Origin of the sequence: Olleya sp. ITB9 (genome assembly GCF_001315805.1) — a bacterium.
GTDB lineage: Bacteria > Bacteroidota > Bacteroidia > Flavobacteriales > Flavobacteriaceae > Olleya > Olleya sediminilitoris.
The window spans coordinates 171622-185908 of the sequence record NZ_BCBW01000018.1; the positions used below are offsets into that span (position 1 = coordinate 171622).

The following is a 14287-nucleotide window of genomic DNA, read 5'->3' on the forward strand; positions in this document are numbered from 1 at the left end:
TCCTTAAAATCCTTAACTATGTCTTTGCAGGATTTGAATAGTTGTTGTGTGCTTCTCTGTATATTAAACCTGCATCAACAAATTTGGTAATATAGCCTTCTGCGGTTTTGTGTGCGATGCTTTGTTTTGTGGCTAAATCTAAATACTCTTGTCTGCTAAATTGCTTTGGCAAACTTTCTAAAAAGCGTTCTTTTCTATTTAAGCGTTTTGTTGCTTTTTGCTCTATTGGTAAATCATTAAATACTTTACTACTGTGTTTTACTAAAATTGAAATTATGGTTAGTGCATTTTTAAAATCTATATCCTCACATTCTTTAGTTGCGTTTACATCACCATCCTCCATAATTCGGAATGCTGTGAATAGCATCATTATCCTAAACGCAATTAAGCCTAATCGCCTTATTGTTGCGATGTACTCTTCGGGTTGTAGGTTGATGTATTTGGTCTGTAAGGATTCAAAGAACGTATTGAATTGCTGTTGTTGGGTTGTGGTTAATCGTATTTCAATCTCTGGGTTGTTTTTTAGCGTTTTGTACAATTCTAAAAACTCACTACCTAATTGGTTATAGTAATCATCTAAACCTAACTTATTACTATTTTGAAATACATTTTTCCAAGTTGGTTTTATATTCATATAGTAAAACATAAAGCGACTAAATAGCCCATTTTCTGCATTGGGTATTAAGGTTGCCACTTGTTTAGGTGTGCCTGATAATACTGTTGACAAGCACGGTTTCTCAATATCTACATATTCTCTATCTGTTCTACGATAATAGCTTATGGTTTCGTGATGAAATGCTTTACGAAATCCATCGGAATAATTGCCATAATCACTTTTAAAGGCTTGTGCTAATGTATCGCCTTCGGTTTCAAAAATTAAACCTCTGCCTTTATTATCAGAAATTAATTGATATACGCCTGTTACACTATTGTTAGCAGGAATGAACAGCATTCGCTCTGGCGGTTTACTCGGTTTTTCCAAGTTTTCATCTTTGCCTTTATTCATATTATAAGTAGCAGTTTCTGCTTGAAATTGCTGCTTTAATACTTTGGCTTGTTCTCGTTTTAATTTATGAACAGGCTCTACCAAATTTTTAATTTGGTTAAGTCTTCCTTTACCTGCAGATGCAGGTGCGGTTACAAATAAATATAAGTTGCTGAATACTCTACGTTGGTCATAGATACCAAAGAGTTTAGGAAAACACGCACTAAATGCTGTTAATGAACCTAACAATAAAATGTCCTTTTCTTCTTGTCCATTAGCAGGATTTACAACTTGTTGTAAAAACTGTGGCAAATTCTCATATACCGTTTCTGGTATTGTAGGCATTGATTGGTTGGCTGTATCGACAACAGTTGCAACGTTTGTTGCAACTTCGTTGTTATACTGTTGTTTAGTCGGTTTGATACCTGACTGATGTGCATAGTGATAAAAGGTAGCAATTGTAATTCCGTGTCCTTTTGCGTTTGAGCATTTATCGAATTGTGCATCACACTCTTTAGCATCGTAACCTGCATAATTTTTACTCATACGGTGGAAATAATCTCTACCTATTTCTCCATATTCTTCTGCTAAAGCAAAGCCTAAATCTCTCCAAGTGGCATAACTTCCTGTTATGTCTGTACCTGATTGCTCGATTGCTGAAATGTAGGATTCAATGTCGTTATCAGCAACAGCAACAACATTAGTTGTTGCTGTGTTGCTTTTTGGTTTTGTTGGCTCTTTAGGAACTTCTAACCAATCTTTTGGGTTAAATATTTTAGTCATAATGCTTGATGTCTTTTATGTAAAAAGGCTGTTGGGTCATATGGTAAAAAACACGCTCTGGAAACGTCTTTACCTGACTGGTCAACCTCAATGTTATAATTGTGTTTAATGTAATTTGCTACTGCTGTGAAATATTCTGAATGTGTTACTTCTGAAATATCTATTCTAATAATCCATTTTAGGCCATCGCCAGATGGTGATATGAATAGCATTTCGGTTTCAAAATATTCATCATTTAAGAGCTGTGTTCTTAACTCTTGTAGATTCTCTAAATGGTCAAAATCAATGGTTAATAAATTAGAATGCTTTAGCAAATTGTTATCGCTTCGTTTTTCAAATGTTCCTGAAAGTGTTACGTAATCAAAGCGATTCGCTTTGAATTTACGTGCTTCTTTTACATTGGTAATTGCTCTTAATTCTTCAGTAATCTTTTTGTATTTATTACTTGTGATTAATGCAAATACTTGATGTAATCGCAAGGTTTCCGAAGGAAACACATTGCGAACAGGTGCTTTAAAAAAGCTACAGTTGGCATACCACCTATCGTCTGGTTCATTAAGCCATTCCAATTCGTCTTTTTCCTTGACTTCTAAATTTAGATGTAGCTCTTGATTTATCTTCTGGTACAAATCTTCTTCATCGGTTATTCTAAAATGATATTGTGCAAAATCGAATACATCACCTTTAAAGGCTTCTAATTCTGTATCTCGATGTGTTGCTATAATACCATCAATATGAATCCGCAAGGTTTCTTTACCACCATTAAAAGGGTTTCGAGTTATCCCACAGTCCCTTCCTTTTACAGAAAGGACTGTTTGATTAGGATAATACTGTCTCAACACATAGGCATAGATTTTTAAACCATAATGTGTTTTGTCTAAAATTGCTTCTCTACTTATTTCCATCTTGCTTGAAATTATGGTTGTAGTAGTTGTCTTGAAGCAATTGCTCTATGTCAGCAACTTTATAGTAAAATTTACCTTTTACTTTGCTGTAAGGCAAAGTGCCATTGGTTCTTAAAGTTTGTAGCGTTCGCTTACTTATATGTAAGGTCTGCAATACATCTTGATTGTCTATCCACGTATCTTTTAATACTTCTGCTCTCGATTGTCGTAACAATTCGATACGTGCTTTAATGTCCTTTATTTCTTGAGAGAGCGTTAAGAGTAAATCGATTATTTCAGTCATAACTTCACCGCTCCTTTCTTAATAAGGTAATCGGCAGCTTGCTGTTCGATTTCGTCTCTTGAGTTCATACGGTTACGCAGTAACCAATGGTCTAACTCTTCTCTTTGGAAATAAATCTTTTTACCATTCGGTTTATAATGTGGAATGGTTCCCGTACTTGTGAGTTTATACAAGTGCGATTGGGATAATTCTAAATACTTGCAAGTTTCATTAAAGTTTAATACTTGCTTTTGCATTGTTTGTTGCTCTAATAAGAGTTTTTCAATGCGGTCTAACTTTTCGATGATATTTGTGTCCATCGTTTATTTTGTTTTAAATAAATGAGGACATCTGGCCAAATGTCATTCTTGGTTTTCAAGAACAGGACAAAGGTTGAAAATTGGCTTCCCGATTTTAGTAAGAGTGTAAAACAAGGGTAAGACAACAGTAAGGTTTCTTACTATTCTTACTGTTTTTTATTGCAGTTGTTGGATGATTTTATCTATTTCTTCCTTTTCTTTTGGGTTGTGAATTTTGTTTTTGTGAAGATTATTCGCCTTTAATAGCGTACCTGTTTTAGTAATAAATTTTCCAGAACGTTCTATTGAGGTAGGATTGAAACCATTAAAAAATGGTTTAAGTTTTGTTACAAGGTAACTAAACTGTGTAGTTTCGCATTGAAGATAAATTTGCGATTCTGTATTTGCAAAATCTTTTGCTAATAACAATTGGTGCAAATGTTCAACAGTTGTGCGGTTATCTAACAAATCGATTTTTAGATTTACTTGTTTAAGTACAGTTAGCAAAGTTGAAGTGTCATTACTTTTATATCCAAAAGAAGTCTTGGGTGTTGCTTTCGTTTTTGATGTTTTTTTGGTAGCAACTTTTTTAGTGGTGTTCTTTTCTATTAAGCTAACATCAAAAGTTTCATCATTAAAGTATTTTTCTGCAATTTCAGAAATTGAGAATTTTGTATTTTCCGAAAATTGTCCGTATTGCTCTTGTAGTTCAGCATACAACCTTATTACAGATACTTTTAAGTAGTTTATGATATAATTGTCATCATTATTTAAATCTGTTGTTATACCTCTTTTATTGATATAAGTTGCAATGTCATTTAAGTACTTATCAAATTTATTAAGTAGAATGGTATAGCTGTATTTATTTTCTGGTGTAGTTGCATTTTTCGGAAATTCCTTTACAAATGATGCTACTGTATTTTCTGTTTCATTAATTATTAGCTTTTGATAGTATTCTTTTTTCGCATTTAAAGGCTTTTTAAAGTTTACTTTAAAAACTGCGTTATTAGCTTTTTGGTTCAATTTAAAATCAGACAATAAGTATTTAAAATCCTTTTCCTGTCTATTATCTCTATGTAAGCCATTGGTTATAGAAACCAAACTTGAAAATATACTTCCTTTCATTATAAATCCAGTTGAATACGGTTAGCAGCTTCTTTCTTTTTATCGTCAATTACTTTGGCATATATCTGTGTAGTTCGTAACTCTTTATGACCTAATAATTTTGATACAGTATATATGTCTGTACCCAAAGTTAATTGTAAGGTAGCGTAGGTATGACGCGCACAATGAAACGTAATAGTTTTAGTAATACCTGCCTTCATCATCCATTGTTGTAATTTTAAATTAGACCAGGCACTATAATGTAAGCCATCAAATACTTTATCGTCTGGATTACCTTTTTCTCCTAATAGATTTCTTGCTTGGTCTGATATTGGTAAGGTTTCGACACCTTTAGTTTTCTTTTGTCTAAATCGGATATAATATCCCATTTCTTTTGAGTGCTGGATTTCTGACCATATCAGTTTTTCAATATCTGACCAACGTAATCCGGTTAAAGCTGAAAAAATAAAAGCATTCTTTAAGATAGGCAGTTCACATTCTGTATTAACTGCTTTTTGTAATTCATCAAGCGTTAAAAATTCTCGTTGAGGTTCTCCTTGTTTAAAATACTCTACACCATTTGCAGGATTTACTTTTAAAATTCCATCCTTGACCGCCTGTTTTAATGCCGCTGAAAATTTACCATAATACGAATATTTTGAATTTTGAGACAATTGCTTACCTGCTCTACCTATTGCTTCTTTATCTAAATACTCTTTGAAACGCTCAACAAACGATTTGTCTATATCTTGAAAACTAACATCTGTTGGACAAAACTTTTTTAAATGTTTTAGCATACTATTCCAATTACCATAATTGCCAGAGCTTGTATTTTTCTTTTCTGCTAAAGCTGTGATATAAGTAATAAAACTACCTTTTAGCTTTTCAATATCTTGAAAGCCATAAATACCATTTTGAATTTCTATTTGTCGCTGTGCACATATAGTTTCAGCCAATTGTTTGGTTTTCTTATTAACCTCTCTTTCAGTTTTGGTTTTAGGATTAGGTGTAAGGTATAAGCGTAAGTATTCTGTTTTACGTTTGCCTTTATGATAGTAATCTAAATACAGACTTATTTTGTCGTTCTTCTTGCGTTGTCTTAATGTTACTTTCATAATGGAATTAATTAAAAAGGTTTTCTATTTGCCATCTGGCCACAATACGCTTTCTACCAAAAGGAACTGCTTTTAAACGTCCTTGTTGAATCATTCTTTGAATGGTCCATCTACTCACGCCAATCAGTTGTGAGGCTTCTGTTACGCTTAAAAAATCTTTGTTATTTACAGCATTAGGATTGCGAACTTCAACAACTTGTTTTTGCTGTTGCATATCTTCAGTAAGAGTAGCTTGAATTTTTTCTTGACGTTTGCGTGCTTTATAAGCTCTTTTTGCACAAGTATCGCCACAGTATTTAGTAACTGTTGTACGTGCTGTAAATGCATTACCGCAATGCTTACAAGTTTTAGGAATGAATAAATTACTGCTCATAAATGGTGCTTTATGTAGCGTAATGGTGCAACGTGGTGCGTTATGGTGCATCATTTCGCCAATATCTTCGCCAACAGAAATGGGCAACAATTCTATATTTCAGGCAACAGATATACAACAAATTTAATCAAAAAAGAGCAAATAAGCAACAAATTAAAGAAGATAAATTACTATAAAGTCAATAATAACAAGGGATTAACAAATAAAAGAAAGTAAGTTACTTCCCAATACAGAAGTTAGCAAAAATATTACCTAGTAAATCATCGCTTGTAATCTCTCCAGTAATTTCACCAAAATGATACAAGGCTTGTCTAATATCTATAGCCATAAGGTCTCCTGACAAGCCCATTTCTAGACCTGCTTTTACTTTTTGGATCTCTTCAAAGGCTTTTAGTAACGAGTCGTAATGTCTGGTGTTGGTAACAATCGTTTCGTTATTACGCAAAGCTCCTGTATTAACAAATCCTATAAGTTTATTTTTTAATTCCTCTACGCCTTGACCTGTTTTAGCCGATAATACATGTACACCATCAAACTGAACCTTTAAGGCGTCTACCTCTGTAGGAGTTAAGGTATCAATTTTATTAGCAATAATCACTAAGGGCTTTAACGGAAACTTGTTTTTAATCTTTTCTATTTCAATAGTTAGACGTTGACTTTCGGTATTAAACTCTTCAGCAGAAAAAAGAAGCACTACTACTTGTGCTTGCTCCATTTTCTCGAAGGTTTTTTTTATTCCTATGCTTTCAACCACATCTTTAGTTTCTCTAATTCCTGCAGTATCTATAAATCTAAACCCAATCCCTTCAATGACTAACTCGTCTTCAATGGTATCACGTGTGGTTCCTGCAATGTCACTAACAATAGCGCGTTCTTCGTTTAACAATGCATTTAACAATGTAGATTTACCAACGTTAGGTTCCCCTACGATGGCTACCGGAATTCCGTTTTTAATCACATTACCTACAGCAAAACTGTCTATTAATCGTTTTAAAACAAAAGTGATTTTTTCGACTAGATCCTTAAATTGTTTACGGTCTGCAAACTCGACGTCCTCTTCTGCAAAATCTAATTCTAATTCTATTAGCGAAGCAAAATTCATTAATTCGGCTCTAAGCTTAGCAATCTCGCTAGAAAAGCCACCACGCATTTGTTGCATAGCAATTTGGTGTGAAGCCTCGTTGTCACTGGAAATTAAATCGGCAACTGCTTCGGCTTGACTTAAATCTAGCTTCCCGTTTAAAAACGAACGCAAGGTAAACTCGCCTGCATTTGCCATGCGACAACCTTGTCTTAAAAATAATTGTATAATTTCTTGCTGAATATACACCGAGCCATGACAAGACACCTCTACCACATCTTCACCTGTGTAAGAATTTGGGTTTTTAAATACCGACACTAAGACTTGATCAATAGTACGTTTGTCATCCATAATATGACCTAAGTGGATGGTATGCGTCTTTTGATTTGTAAGGCTTTTATGTTTTGTAACGGATTTAAAACAACTATCAGCAATGGCTATAGCATCTTTTCCGGACAATCTAATAATGGCTACTGCTCCTGCTCCAGAAGCGGTGGCTAAGGCTACAATGGTGTCGTTATAAATCATATTGCAAAAATAGACATAAATAAATCAATTATTATATTTTATATTTGCTAGAAACACTTACACTCATGAAACATTATATTTTACTTGTATTGGTTGCTACTTTTACGTTGTCTTGTGTACAAGAGCAAAAAAAACCGATGGTTTATGGTACTAAAATTGGGGATTATGCGCCTACTTTTACTGCAAAAACACCAGAAGGTAAAGACCTGTCTTTAAAAGATATTAAAGGTAAGCTAGTTATTTTAGATTTTTGGGCTAGTTGGTGCGGACCATGTAGACGAGAAAATCCAAACGTGGTTAAAATGTATAACAAGTACCACAGTAAAGGTTTAGAAATAGTAGGTATCTCTTTAGACAAACAAGGTCATAAACAACGTTGGATAAATGCTATAGCACAAGATAAATTGACTTGGAAACATTTATCTAACCTACAAGGTTGGCAAGAGCCTATTGCAGCTACTTATGGTGTACGTGCCATACCTGCAACATATATTTTAGATGGTGAAGGTAAAATTATTGCTAAAAACTTACGTGGTAAAGCTTTAGAAAAAAAGGTTGCTGAGATTTTAGACCACTAAATCTTCCCTGTTTTTTGCATGACATACAGTACAACAATGGGTATGGCTAATACCAATACCATGGTTAAATCTGTTTTTAATAACCAAGGTGCTATTATTAAAGTCGTTACATAACCACCAACTGCACCTCCAAAATGTGCGTCGTGACCAATGTTACCAATTTGTTTTTTCATACCGTAAATGGAATATAACAAATACCCAATACCAAACACCCAACCTGGAATTATAAAGTTAATTTGCATCCAAGGGTCAAATAATATAGCCGAGTAAATAATACCCATTACTGCACCACTGGCTCCAACTGCACTATAATGGTAATTATCTTTATTAAAAACCAACGATAGCAAACTACCTGCTACCAAGCTGACTAGGTAAATGACAATAAATTTAGTCTCGCCTACCCTTGCAATAACTAACCATGCAAAAAAGTATAACGTTATCATGTTAAATAATAAGTGCTGCGGATTAACATGTAAAAAACCAGAACTAAACACCCTAAATTGCTCGCCTCTTTTTATCGCGCCAACGTTAAATTTATACTTTTCAAAAAACACACGATCTTCAAATCCCTTGTAAGAGATAATCACATTTGCTGCGATGATTATAATTGTTATAATATTAAAATTACCCATGGTCTAGATTAAGTTTAAGTCAAATATAACATATATTTGCAATAGCAAAATTAATAAGTATTCATGCAATTTTTAGCCTATATTTTAATTTATCCCCTTTTATGGTTAATATCAATACTTCCGTTTAGGCTATTGTATGCTTTTTCTGATGGATTGTATTTTTTAATCTACCATATTATTGGATACAGAAAAAAAACTGTTAAAGAGAATTTGCATCTTGTTTTCCCTAATAAATCTGAAGATGAAATTGTAAGTATCCGAAAAAAATTCTACCATCATTTATGTGATATGGTGGTTGAAGCTATTAAGTCTTTAACCATTAGTGAAAAACAAATGATGAAGCGCATGACGTTTCCTAATATTGAAGAAATCCATAAACATGAAAATAACAACCGAAGCATTGTGCTAATGTGCGCACATTATGGAAGTTGGGAGTGGATTTTTATTTTACAAAATCATGTACGTAGCAAAGGGTATGCGGTATACAAAAGGTTAGAGAATAAATATTTTGACAAATTAGTCAAACGCATCAGAGCCAAATACAACTCGTATTTAATTACCACTAAAGATACCTTTGACACCTTACAAGAGGCTAAAAACAAAGGCGAATTAACGATCAATGGGTTTGTGTCTGACCAGAGCCCTAAACCTTGGAAAGCACACCATTGGTTAGATTTTATGGGTATACACGTCCCAGCTCATACAGGCGCCGAATTGCTAGCTAAAAGACTAGACATGTCTGTGGTGTTTTTTGCTGTAAAACGAGTAAAAAGAGGGTTTTATGAAACCACGTTTAAAACCATAGCAGAACATCCAAACGATTATAAAGATTACGAGATTACTGATGCCTTTTTTAAATTGGTTGAACAACAAATTGAAGAAGCGCCTCAGTATTACTTATGGACTCATAAACGTTGGAAACATCGTGATAAATCTCCTGAAGATTTTAAGTAAAACAAAAGCCCTTTATTAAATAGTATAAAGGGCTTTTTTATGTATTTAAAAGTTAAAAAGGCATTGTATTTTATAACTCAAACCAATCACTGACTCTAACATCATTTTTAGGAATAAAGCTTTTGTGTATAAACTCGTTGTTTGCTTTGTTATACTCATAATCCTTAGCCCATTCTTCATGATTTTCAGCTAAAGCAATTAAGCTTTCGCAAACATAATCGACCTCATTACAAGTCGTTGTTGGATGAACAGATAAACGGATCCAACCTGGTTTACGGATTAAATCACCCAAAGAAATCTCGTTAACCAAATCATGCGACTGTTGCTGATCTACGTGTAATAAATAATGTCCATAAGTCCCTGCACAACTGCATCCACCACGAGTTTGGATACCAAACTTATCGTTAAGTAATTTGACCCCTAAATTAAAATGTAAATTATCTATATAAAAGGAGACCACACCTAAACGGTCTTTATGATCTCCTGCTAAAATATGCAGGTTATTAACACCATCTAAATTTGTAAATATTTGATGCAATAACTCATGCTCACGATCTAGCATGTTTTTGACACCCATTTGCTCTTTTAATTTAATGGATAAGGCTGTTTTTATGGTTTGTAAAAAACCTGGTGTACCACCATCTTCACGATCTTCAATATTATCTATATACTTATGTTCTCCCCAAGGATTAGTCCAACTGACTGTACCACCTCCAGGACAATCTGGTATCATGTTTTTGTACAACTTTTTATTAAATACTAAAACACCTGAGGTTCCGGGTCCTCCTAAAAACTTATGAGGCGAAAAGAAAACCGCATCTAAAGCTTCGTCTGGATGGTCTGGATGCATGTTTATATCTACATAAGGTGCCGAACAGGCAAAGTCTACAAAACAGACACCTCCATTGTTATGCATTAATTTTGCAATTTGATGGTAAGGCGTCTGGATGCCTGTAACATTACTTCCGCCAATAACAGATGCTATTTTTAAAGGACACTCTTTATGTTTTTCTAAAAGAATTTCTAAATTTTCTAAACTAAATAAACCATCCTCACCAGCAGGAATAACTTCTACTTTTGCAATAGTCTCTAACCATGAGGTATGGTTAGAATGATGCTCCATATGAGACACAAACACTACAGGCCTTATAGCCTCTGGAATTGTGGTATATTTTTGTATGTTTTCTGGTATTTTAATTCCTAAAATACGTTGAAACTTATTAACCACACTAGTCATACCATTACCTGCAACAATCAATACATCGTCTGCATTAGCATTAACGTGACCTTTTATTATTTGTCTTGCTTTGTGATAGGCATTAGTCATGGCTGTACCTGACACAGTCGTTTCGGTATGTGTATTAGCTACAAAAGGACCAAACTGATGTAATAATTTATCTTCAATGGGTCTGTACAAACGTCCTGAAGCAGTCCAATCTGTGTACACCATTTTTTGATTTCCGTAAGGCGATTCAAACTCTTGATCTACACCAACAATATGTTGCCTAAACTGAGAGAAATAGGTTTCTAATTTAGAAGTTGTTGTTCTTTGTGTGTTTGTATGATGCATAACCCAATGATTTACAATTAATATACTAAATATTTGCGATTTGTTTGATTTCTGCAATGATTTTATCTGCTAAGCTATCTGCTTCGGTTTGGCTTTTAGCTTCGGTATAAATTCTAATAATTGGCTCGGTATTACTTTTACGTAAATGTGCCCAACTTTCAGCAAAATCTATTTTAACCCCATCAATAGTGGTAAGATTTTCGTTGCTATAGTTGTCTTCCATAGCTTTTAAAATAGCATCAACATCTAAGCTTGGTGTTAATTGTATTTTCTTTTTACTCATAAAATAGCTCGTGTACGTTTTACGTAACGCACTAACACTTAATTGTCTTTCGGCAAGTAGGCTTAAAAATAAAGCCACACCTACTAAAGCATCACGACCATAATGAGAGTCTGGATAAATGATACCTCCATTACCTTCTCCTCCAATAACCGCGTTATTTTTTTTCATTAAAGTAACGACGTTTACCTCTCCAACTGCAGACGCTTCATAAGTTCCACCATGTTTTTCAGTGACATCACGTAGTGCTCTTGTCGAGCTCATGTTACTGACTGTATTTCCTGGATTTTGACTTAATACCCAGTCTGCACAAGCAACAAGTGTATATTCTTCACCAAACATGTCTCCGTTTTCATCCATAAACGCTAAACGATCGACGTCAGGATCTACAACAATACCAAAATCGGCATTATGTTTTTTAACTTCGTTAGACAAATCCCCTAAATGCTCTTTTAAAGGCTCTGGATTATGCGGAAAATGACCTGTTGGATCGCAATACAACTTAACAGCCTCTACACCTAAACGCTCTAATAATAAAGGAATTGCAATTCCTCCCGTACTATTAACACCATCGACTACGACTTTAAAATTAGCTGCTTCAATAGCTTTTTGGTTAACGTATTCAAGCTCTAAAACTTCATCTATATGGATATCTATATAAGCATCGTTCTTGGTGATTTTTCCTAAATCATCAACCTCTGCAAAAGTCATGCTATCAGACTCAGCTATTTCTAATATTTTTTGTCCTTCGGCTCCATCTAAAAATTCACCTTTAGCATTAAGCAATTTTAGTGCGTTCCATTGTTTAGGGTTATGACTTGCAGTTAGTATAATCCCTCCATCAGCATGTTCCATTGGTACCGCAATCTCTACTGTTGGTGTTGTAGACAGGTTTAAATCTATTACATGAATACCTAAACCAACCAAAGTATTCATGACTAAGTTTTGGATCATATCTCCAGATAAACGTGCATCACGTCCAACCACCACTTTATAATCGGTTTTGTTGCGTTGTTGTTTTAACCACGTCCCGTAAGCAGAGGCAAATTTTACAGCATCAATAGGCGTCAGGTTTTCGCCTACGGTTCCTCCTATGGTTCCTCTAATTCCTGATATAGATTTTATAAGTGTCATTATCTAAATTTGTTTTTAAGTTTTAAAAAATAGCCTTCAAAATATTTATACGAAAAATGGGCTATTATTACAGTTAATGCAAAGGTCAACAAATACATTAGTAAGATTATTAAAACAGCGTTAATCTTTATTGTTTTTTGCAATTCCAAAAATAAGTAAACTACAACGTATAATGCAATAACATTGTACATATATAATCCGTAAGATATCTGCCCCAAATAATTTAGAGCTTTATTTTTTATTTGTATGCCTCTGTTATTATAAGCTAAAGTGTGAACAAATAATCCAAATAAAACCATGGATACCAGGTTAAACCAAACCCCTTCAATAACATGTAAAGCGGTAGTTGTAAAATACAATACGGTTAATGTAAAAATTGTAATAGGTATTAGAGCTGTATATTTTAAAAACTCTAATTTCTTTTTATCTTCTAAAATAGCAACTATACCACCAAAAAACATAAAGAAAAACACCATATTGTACTTTTTAAAATAACTAAAAATGTCCAAATGGAATACTATAAAATAACCAATAGTTAACACTATTAATAGCTGCAAGACTCTATTTTTATTTACAAAAAACAACAATGGAGCTACTAAAATATAAAACTGTTCTTCAATACCTATAGACCATAATACTTCTAGAATTCCGCCAGGCATAAACAATTTAGCACTAATATTAGGCATAAAAAAAGTTGTTAATACAATACTGTCTGTTAACGCGTAATTATTATGATAAGCCATCCCTAATTTAGGTAAAACTAACCAATAGAAAATATACCCAAAAATCATGATTAAATAATACAGTGGAAAAATTCTTAATACGCGTCTGGTATAAAACTTTTTTATAGAAAATGTTCCTTCTTGTTTATTATCGTAAATTATTTTGATGATTAAAAAGCCACTTAATACAAAAAACAAATAAACCGCTTCAATACCACGATTAAAAATAGGCGCATCAATAAAGTACGGAAGCCCTTGGTTTTTACATAATTGAGGCAAATGAAAAAACACTACTATACTGACAAGTACAAAACGTAAGACATCTAAATTGGGTAATCGCTTCAAATTTTAAAAGTTTACAGACTAAATTTATATATATTTATAAGATGAATTTTCTTGCACATATATATCTTTCGGGAGATAACAAAAAAATAACCATTGGCAATTTTATTGCTGATGGTATCAGGGGTAACAAATATGATGATTTTGATGACCAAATCCAAATAGGGATACAATTACATCTTCAAATAGACACTTTCACAGATGCACATCCTACGGTAAGGAAAAGCACCAAGCGACTTCACAAGAATTACGGACATTACTCTGGTGTGATTGTAGACATATTATATGATCATTATTTAGCTAAAAACTGGTCAAAATATTCTGATATTCCGTTAGCAAATTACATTGATGATTTCTATCTCACCTTAGAGGACAACTTTGAAATTTTACCACAACGCATTCAAAAAATGATGCCTCATATGTTAGCCGATAATTGGCTACTTAGTTATGCGTCAATTGAAGGTATTGGAAAAGTTTTGGAAGGTATGAATAAACGTACTAAAAACAGATCCAAAATGAATTTAGCCATAAACGAACTAGAAGAATTTTACAACGAATTTGAAGCGGAATTTACTAGTTTTTTTGACGAATTAATCGCATTTTCAAACAAAACCTTAGCCCAATTACAATCCTGATATCT

Annotated in this window: 15 protein-coding genes; 3 read left to right on the forward strand and 12 right to left on the reverse strand. The window is 33.5% G+C overall.

The genetic code is table 11. From position 1 onward, the window contains the following. Window positions 1-16: 16 nt before the first annotated feature. From ITB9_RS04805 to mnmE, 8 genes are all read right to left on the reverse strand, one after another. On the reverse strand, window positions 17-1768 hold the full coding sequence (locus ITB9_RS04805) for a DUF3987 domain-containing protein (RefSeq protein ID WP_054851364.1): 1752 nt from the start codon (window positions 1766-1768) through the stop codon (window positions 17-19). Continuing rightward, window positions 1765-2673 carry a BT4734/BF3469 family protein gene (locus ITB9_RS15320; RefSeq protein WP_082396057.1) on the reverse strand — a complete coding sequence of 303 codons (909 nt, stop codon included), beginning with the start codon at window positions 2671-2673 and terminating at the stop codon, window positions 1765-1767. The genes ITB9_RS04805 and ITB9_RS15320 overlap by 4 nt, the downstream gene beginning before the upstream one ends. Then, window positions 2660-2956 carry a helix-turn-helix domain-containing protein gene (locus tag ITB9_RS04815; RefSeq protein ID WP_013622771.1) on the reverse strand — a complete coding sequence of 99 codons (297 nt, stop codon included), beginning with the start codon at window positions 2954-2956 and terminating at the stop codon, window positions 2660-2662. The genes ITB9_RS15320 and ITB9_RS04815 overlap by 14 nt, the downstream gene beginning before the upstream one ends. Then, the gene (locus tag ITB9_RS04820; RefSeq protein WP_013622770.1) at window positions 2953-3255 is read right to left on the reverse strand and encodes a helix-turn-helix domain-containing protein; all 303 of its coding nucleotides are present in this window, start codon (window positions 3253-3255) and stop codon (window positions 2953-2955) included. The genes ITB9_RS04815 and ITB9_RS04820 overlap by 4 nt, the downstream gene beginning before the upstream one ends. Window positions 3256-3411: 156 nt before the next feature. After that, window positions 3412-4359 (reverse strand): DUF6617 family protein, encoded by a 948-nt coding sequence (locus ITB9_RS04825; protein ID WP_013622769.1) that lies wholly within the window; start codon window positions 4357-4359, stop codon window positions 3412-3414. Then, window positions 4359-5453: a site-specific integrase gene (locus tag ITB9_RS04830; protein ID WP_013622768.1), complete on the reverse strand. Its 1095-nt coding sequence runs from the start codon at window positions 5451-5453 to the stop codon at window positions 4359-4361. The genes ITB9_RS04825 and ITB9_RS04830 overlap by 1 nt, the downstream gene beginning before the upstream one ends. A gap of 7 nt (window positions 5454-5460) precedes the next feature. After that, window positions 5461-5916: a helix-turn-helix domain-containing protein gene (locus ITB9_RS04835; protein WP_261975556.1), complete on the reverse strand. Its 456-nt coding sequence runs from the start codon at window positions 5914-5916 to the stop codon at window positions 5461-5463. Between the two features lie 127 nt (window positions 5917-6043). Beyond that, entirely contained in the window at window positions 6044-7435 is a 1392-nt protein-coding gene (gene mnmE / locus ITB9_RS04840) for a tRNA uridine-5-carboxymethylaminomethyl(34) synthesis GTPase MnmE (protein ID WP_054851365.1), read from the reverse strand. A 65-nt stretch (window positions 7436-7500) separates the two neighbouring features. On the opposite strand from mnmE, the gene ITB9_RS04845 reads away from it, so the two are divergent. Continuing rightward, complete coding sequence (locus ITB9_RS04845; RefSeq protein WP_028606392.1) at window positions 7501-8013, forward strand: peroxiredoxin; 513 nt, start codon at window positions 7501-7503, stop codon at window positions 8011-8013. Here ITB9_RS04845 and ITB9_RS04850 read toward each other — a convergent pair. Continuing rightward, entirely contained in the window at window positions 8010-8645 is a 636-nt protein-coding gene (locus tag ITB9_RS04850) for a rhomboid family intramembrane serine protease (RefSeq protein ID WP_028291138.1), read from the reverse strand. The two genes, ITB9_RS04845 and ITB9_RS04850, sit on opposite strands and share 4 nt — an antisense overlap. A 63-nt stretch (window positions 8646-8708) precedes the next feature. Here ITB9_RS04850 and ITB9_RS04855 point away from each other — a divergent pair, with 63 nt between their 5' ends. Continuing rightward, a complete protein-coding gene (locus ITB9_RS04855) occupies window positions 8709-9599 on the forward strand; it encodes a lysophospholipid acyltransferase family protein (protein ID WP_054851366.1) in 891 nt (296 codons plus the stop codon). Between the two features lie 70 nt (window positions 9600-9669). Here the strand turns inward: ITB9_RS04855 and ITB9_RS04860 are convergent, their stop codons facing one another. The 3 genes from ITB9_RS04860 to ITB9_RS04870 are packed head-to-tail and all read right to left on the reverse strand — an operon-like array spanning window position 9670 to window position 13650. Further along, window positions 9670-11169 (reverse strand): aminotransferase class V-fold PLP-dependent enzyme, encoded by a 1500-nt coding sequence (locus tag ITB9_RS04860; protein WP_054851367.1) that lies wholly within the window; start codon window positions 11167-11169, stop codon window positions 9670-9672. Between the two features lie 25 nt (window positions 11170-11194). Continuing rightward, window positions 11195-12583 (reverse strand): phosphoglucosamine mutase, encoded by a 1389-nt coding sequence (glmM, locus tag ITB9_RS04865; protein WP_054851368.1) that lies wholly within the window; start codon window positions 12581-12583, stop codon window positions 11195-11197. Next, window positions 12583-13650, reverse strand: coding sequence for an acyltransferase (locus ITB9_RS04870; protein WP_082396060.1), 1068 nt, complete (start codon window positions 13648-13650; stop codon window positions 12583-12585). The genes glmM and ITB9_RS04870 overlap by 1 nt, the downstream gene beginning before the upstream one ends. Window positions 13651-13691: 41 nt before the next feature. Between ITB9_RS04870 and ITB9_RS04875 the strand changes: the two genes are divergently transcribed. Next, window positions 13692-14282, forward strand: a complete 591-nt coding sequence (locus ITB9_RS04875) for an ACP phosphodiesterase (protein ID WP_054851370.1) — start codon at window positions 13692-13694, stop codon at window positions 14280-14282. The last annotated feature ends 5 nt before the right edge of the window (window positions 14283-14287 follow it).

Excerpts from the sequence above, each read along its gene's own strand:
- ITB9_RS04805 (WP_054851364.1), bottom strand. The coding sequence starts at position 1,768 with ATGACTAAAATATTTAACCCAAAAGATTGGTTAGAAGTTCCTAAAGAG.
- ITB9_RS15320 (WP_082396057.1), bottom strand. The coding sequence starts at position 2,673 with ATGGAAATAAGTAGAGAAGCAATTTTAGACAAAACACATTATGGTTTA.
- ITB9_RS04815 (WP_013622771.1), bottom strand. The coding sequence starts at position 2,956 with ATGACTGAAATAATCGATTTACTCTTAACGCTCTCTCAAGAAATAAAG.
- ITB9_RS04820 (WP_013622770.1), bottom strand. The coding sequence starts at position 3,255 with ATGGACACAAATATCATCGAAAAGTTAGACCGCATTGAAAAACTCTTA.
- ITB9_RS04825 (WP_013622769.1), bottom strand. The coding sequence starts at position 4,359 with ATGAAAGGAAGTATATTTTCAAGTTTGGTTTCTATAACCAATGGCTTA.
- ITB9_RS04830 (WP_013622768.1), bottom strand. The coding sequence starts at position 5,453 with ATGAAAGTAACATTAAGACAACGCAAGAAGAACGACAAAATAAGTCTG.
- mnmE (WP_054851365.1), bottom strand. The coding sequence starts at position 7,435 with ATGATTTATAACGACACCATTGTAGCCTTAGCCACCGCTTCTGGAGCA.
- ITB9_RS04845 (WP_028606392.1), top strand. The coding sequence starts at position 7,501 with ATGAAACATTATATTTTACTTGTATTGGTTGCTACTTTTACGTTGTCT.
- ITB9_RS04850 (WP_028291138.1), bottom strand. The coding sequence starts at position 8,645 with ATGGGTAATTTTAATATTATAACAATTATAATCATCGCAGCAAATGTG.
- ITB9_RS04855 (WP_054851366.1), top strand. The coding sequence starts at position 8,709 with ATGCAATTTTTAGCCTATATTTTAATTTATCCCCTTTTATGGTTAATA.
- ITB9_RS04860 (WP_054851367.1), bottom strand. The coding sequence starts at position 11,169 with ATGCATCATACAAACACACAAAGAACAACAACTTCTAAATTAGAAACC.
- glmM (WP_054851368.1), bottom strand. The coding sequence starts at position 12,583 with ATGACACTTATAAAATCTATATCAGGAATTAGAGGAACCATAGGAGGA.
- ITB9_RS04875 (WP_054851370.1), top strand. The coding sequence starts at position 13,692 with ATGAATTTTCTTGCACATATATATCTTTCGGGAGATAACAAAAAAATA.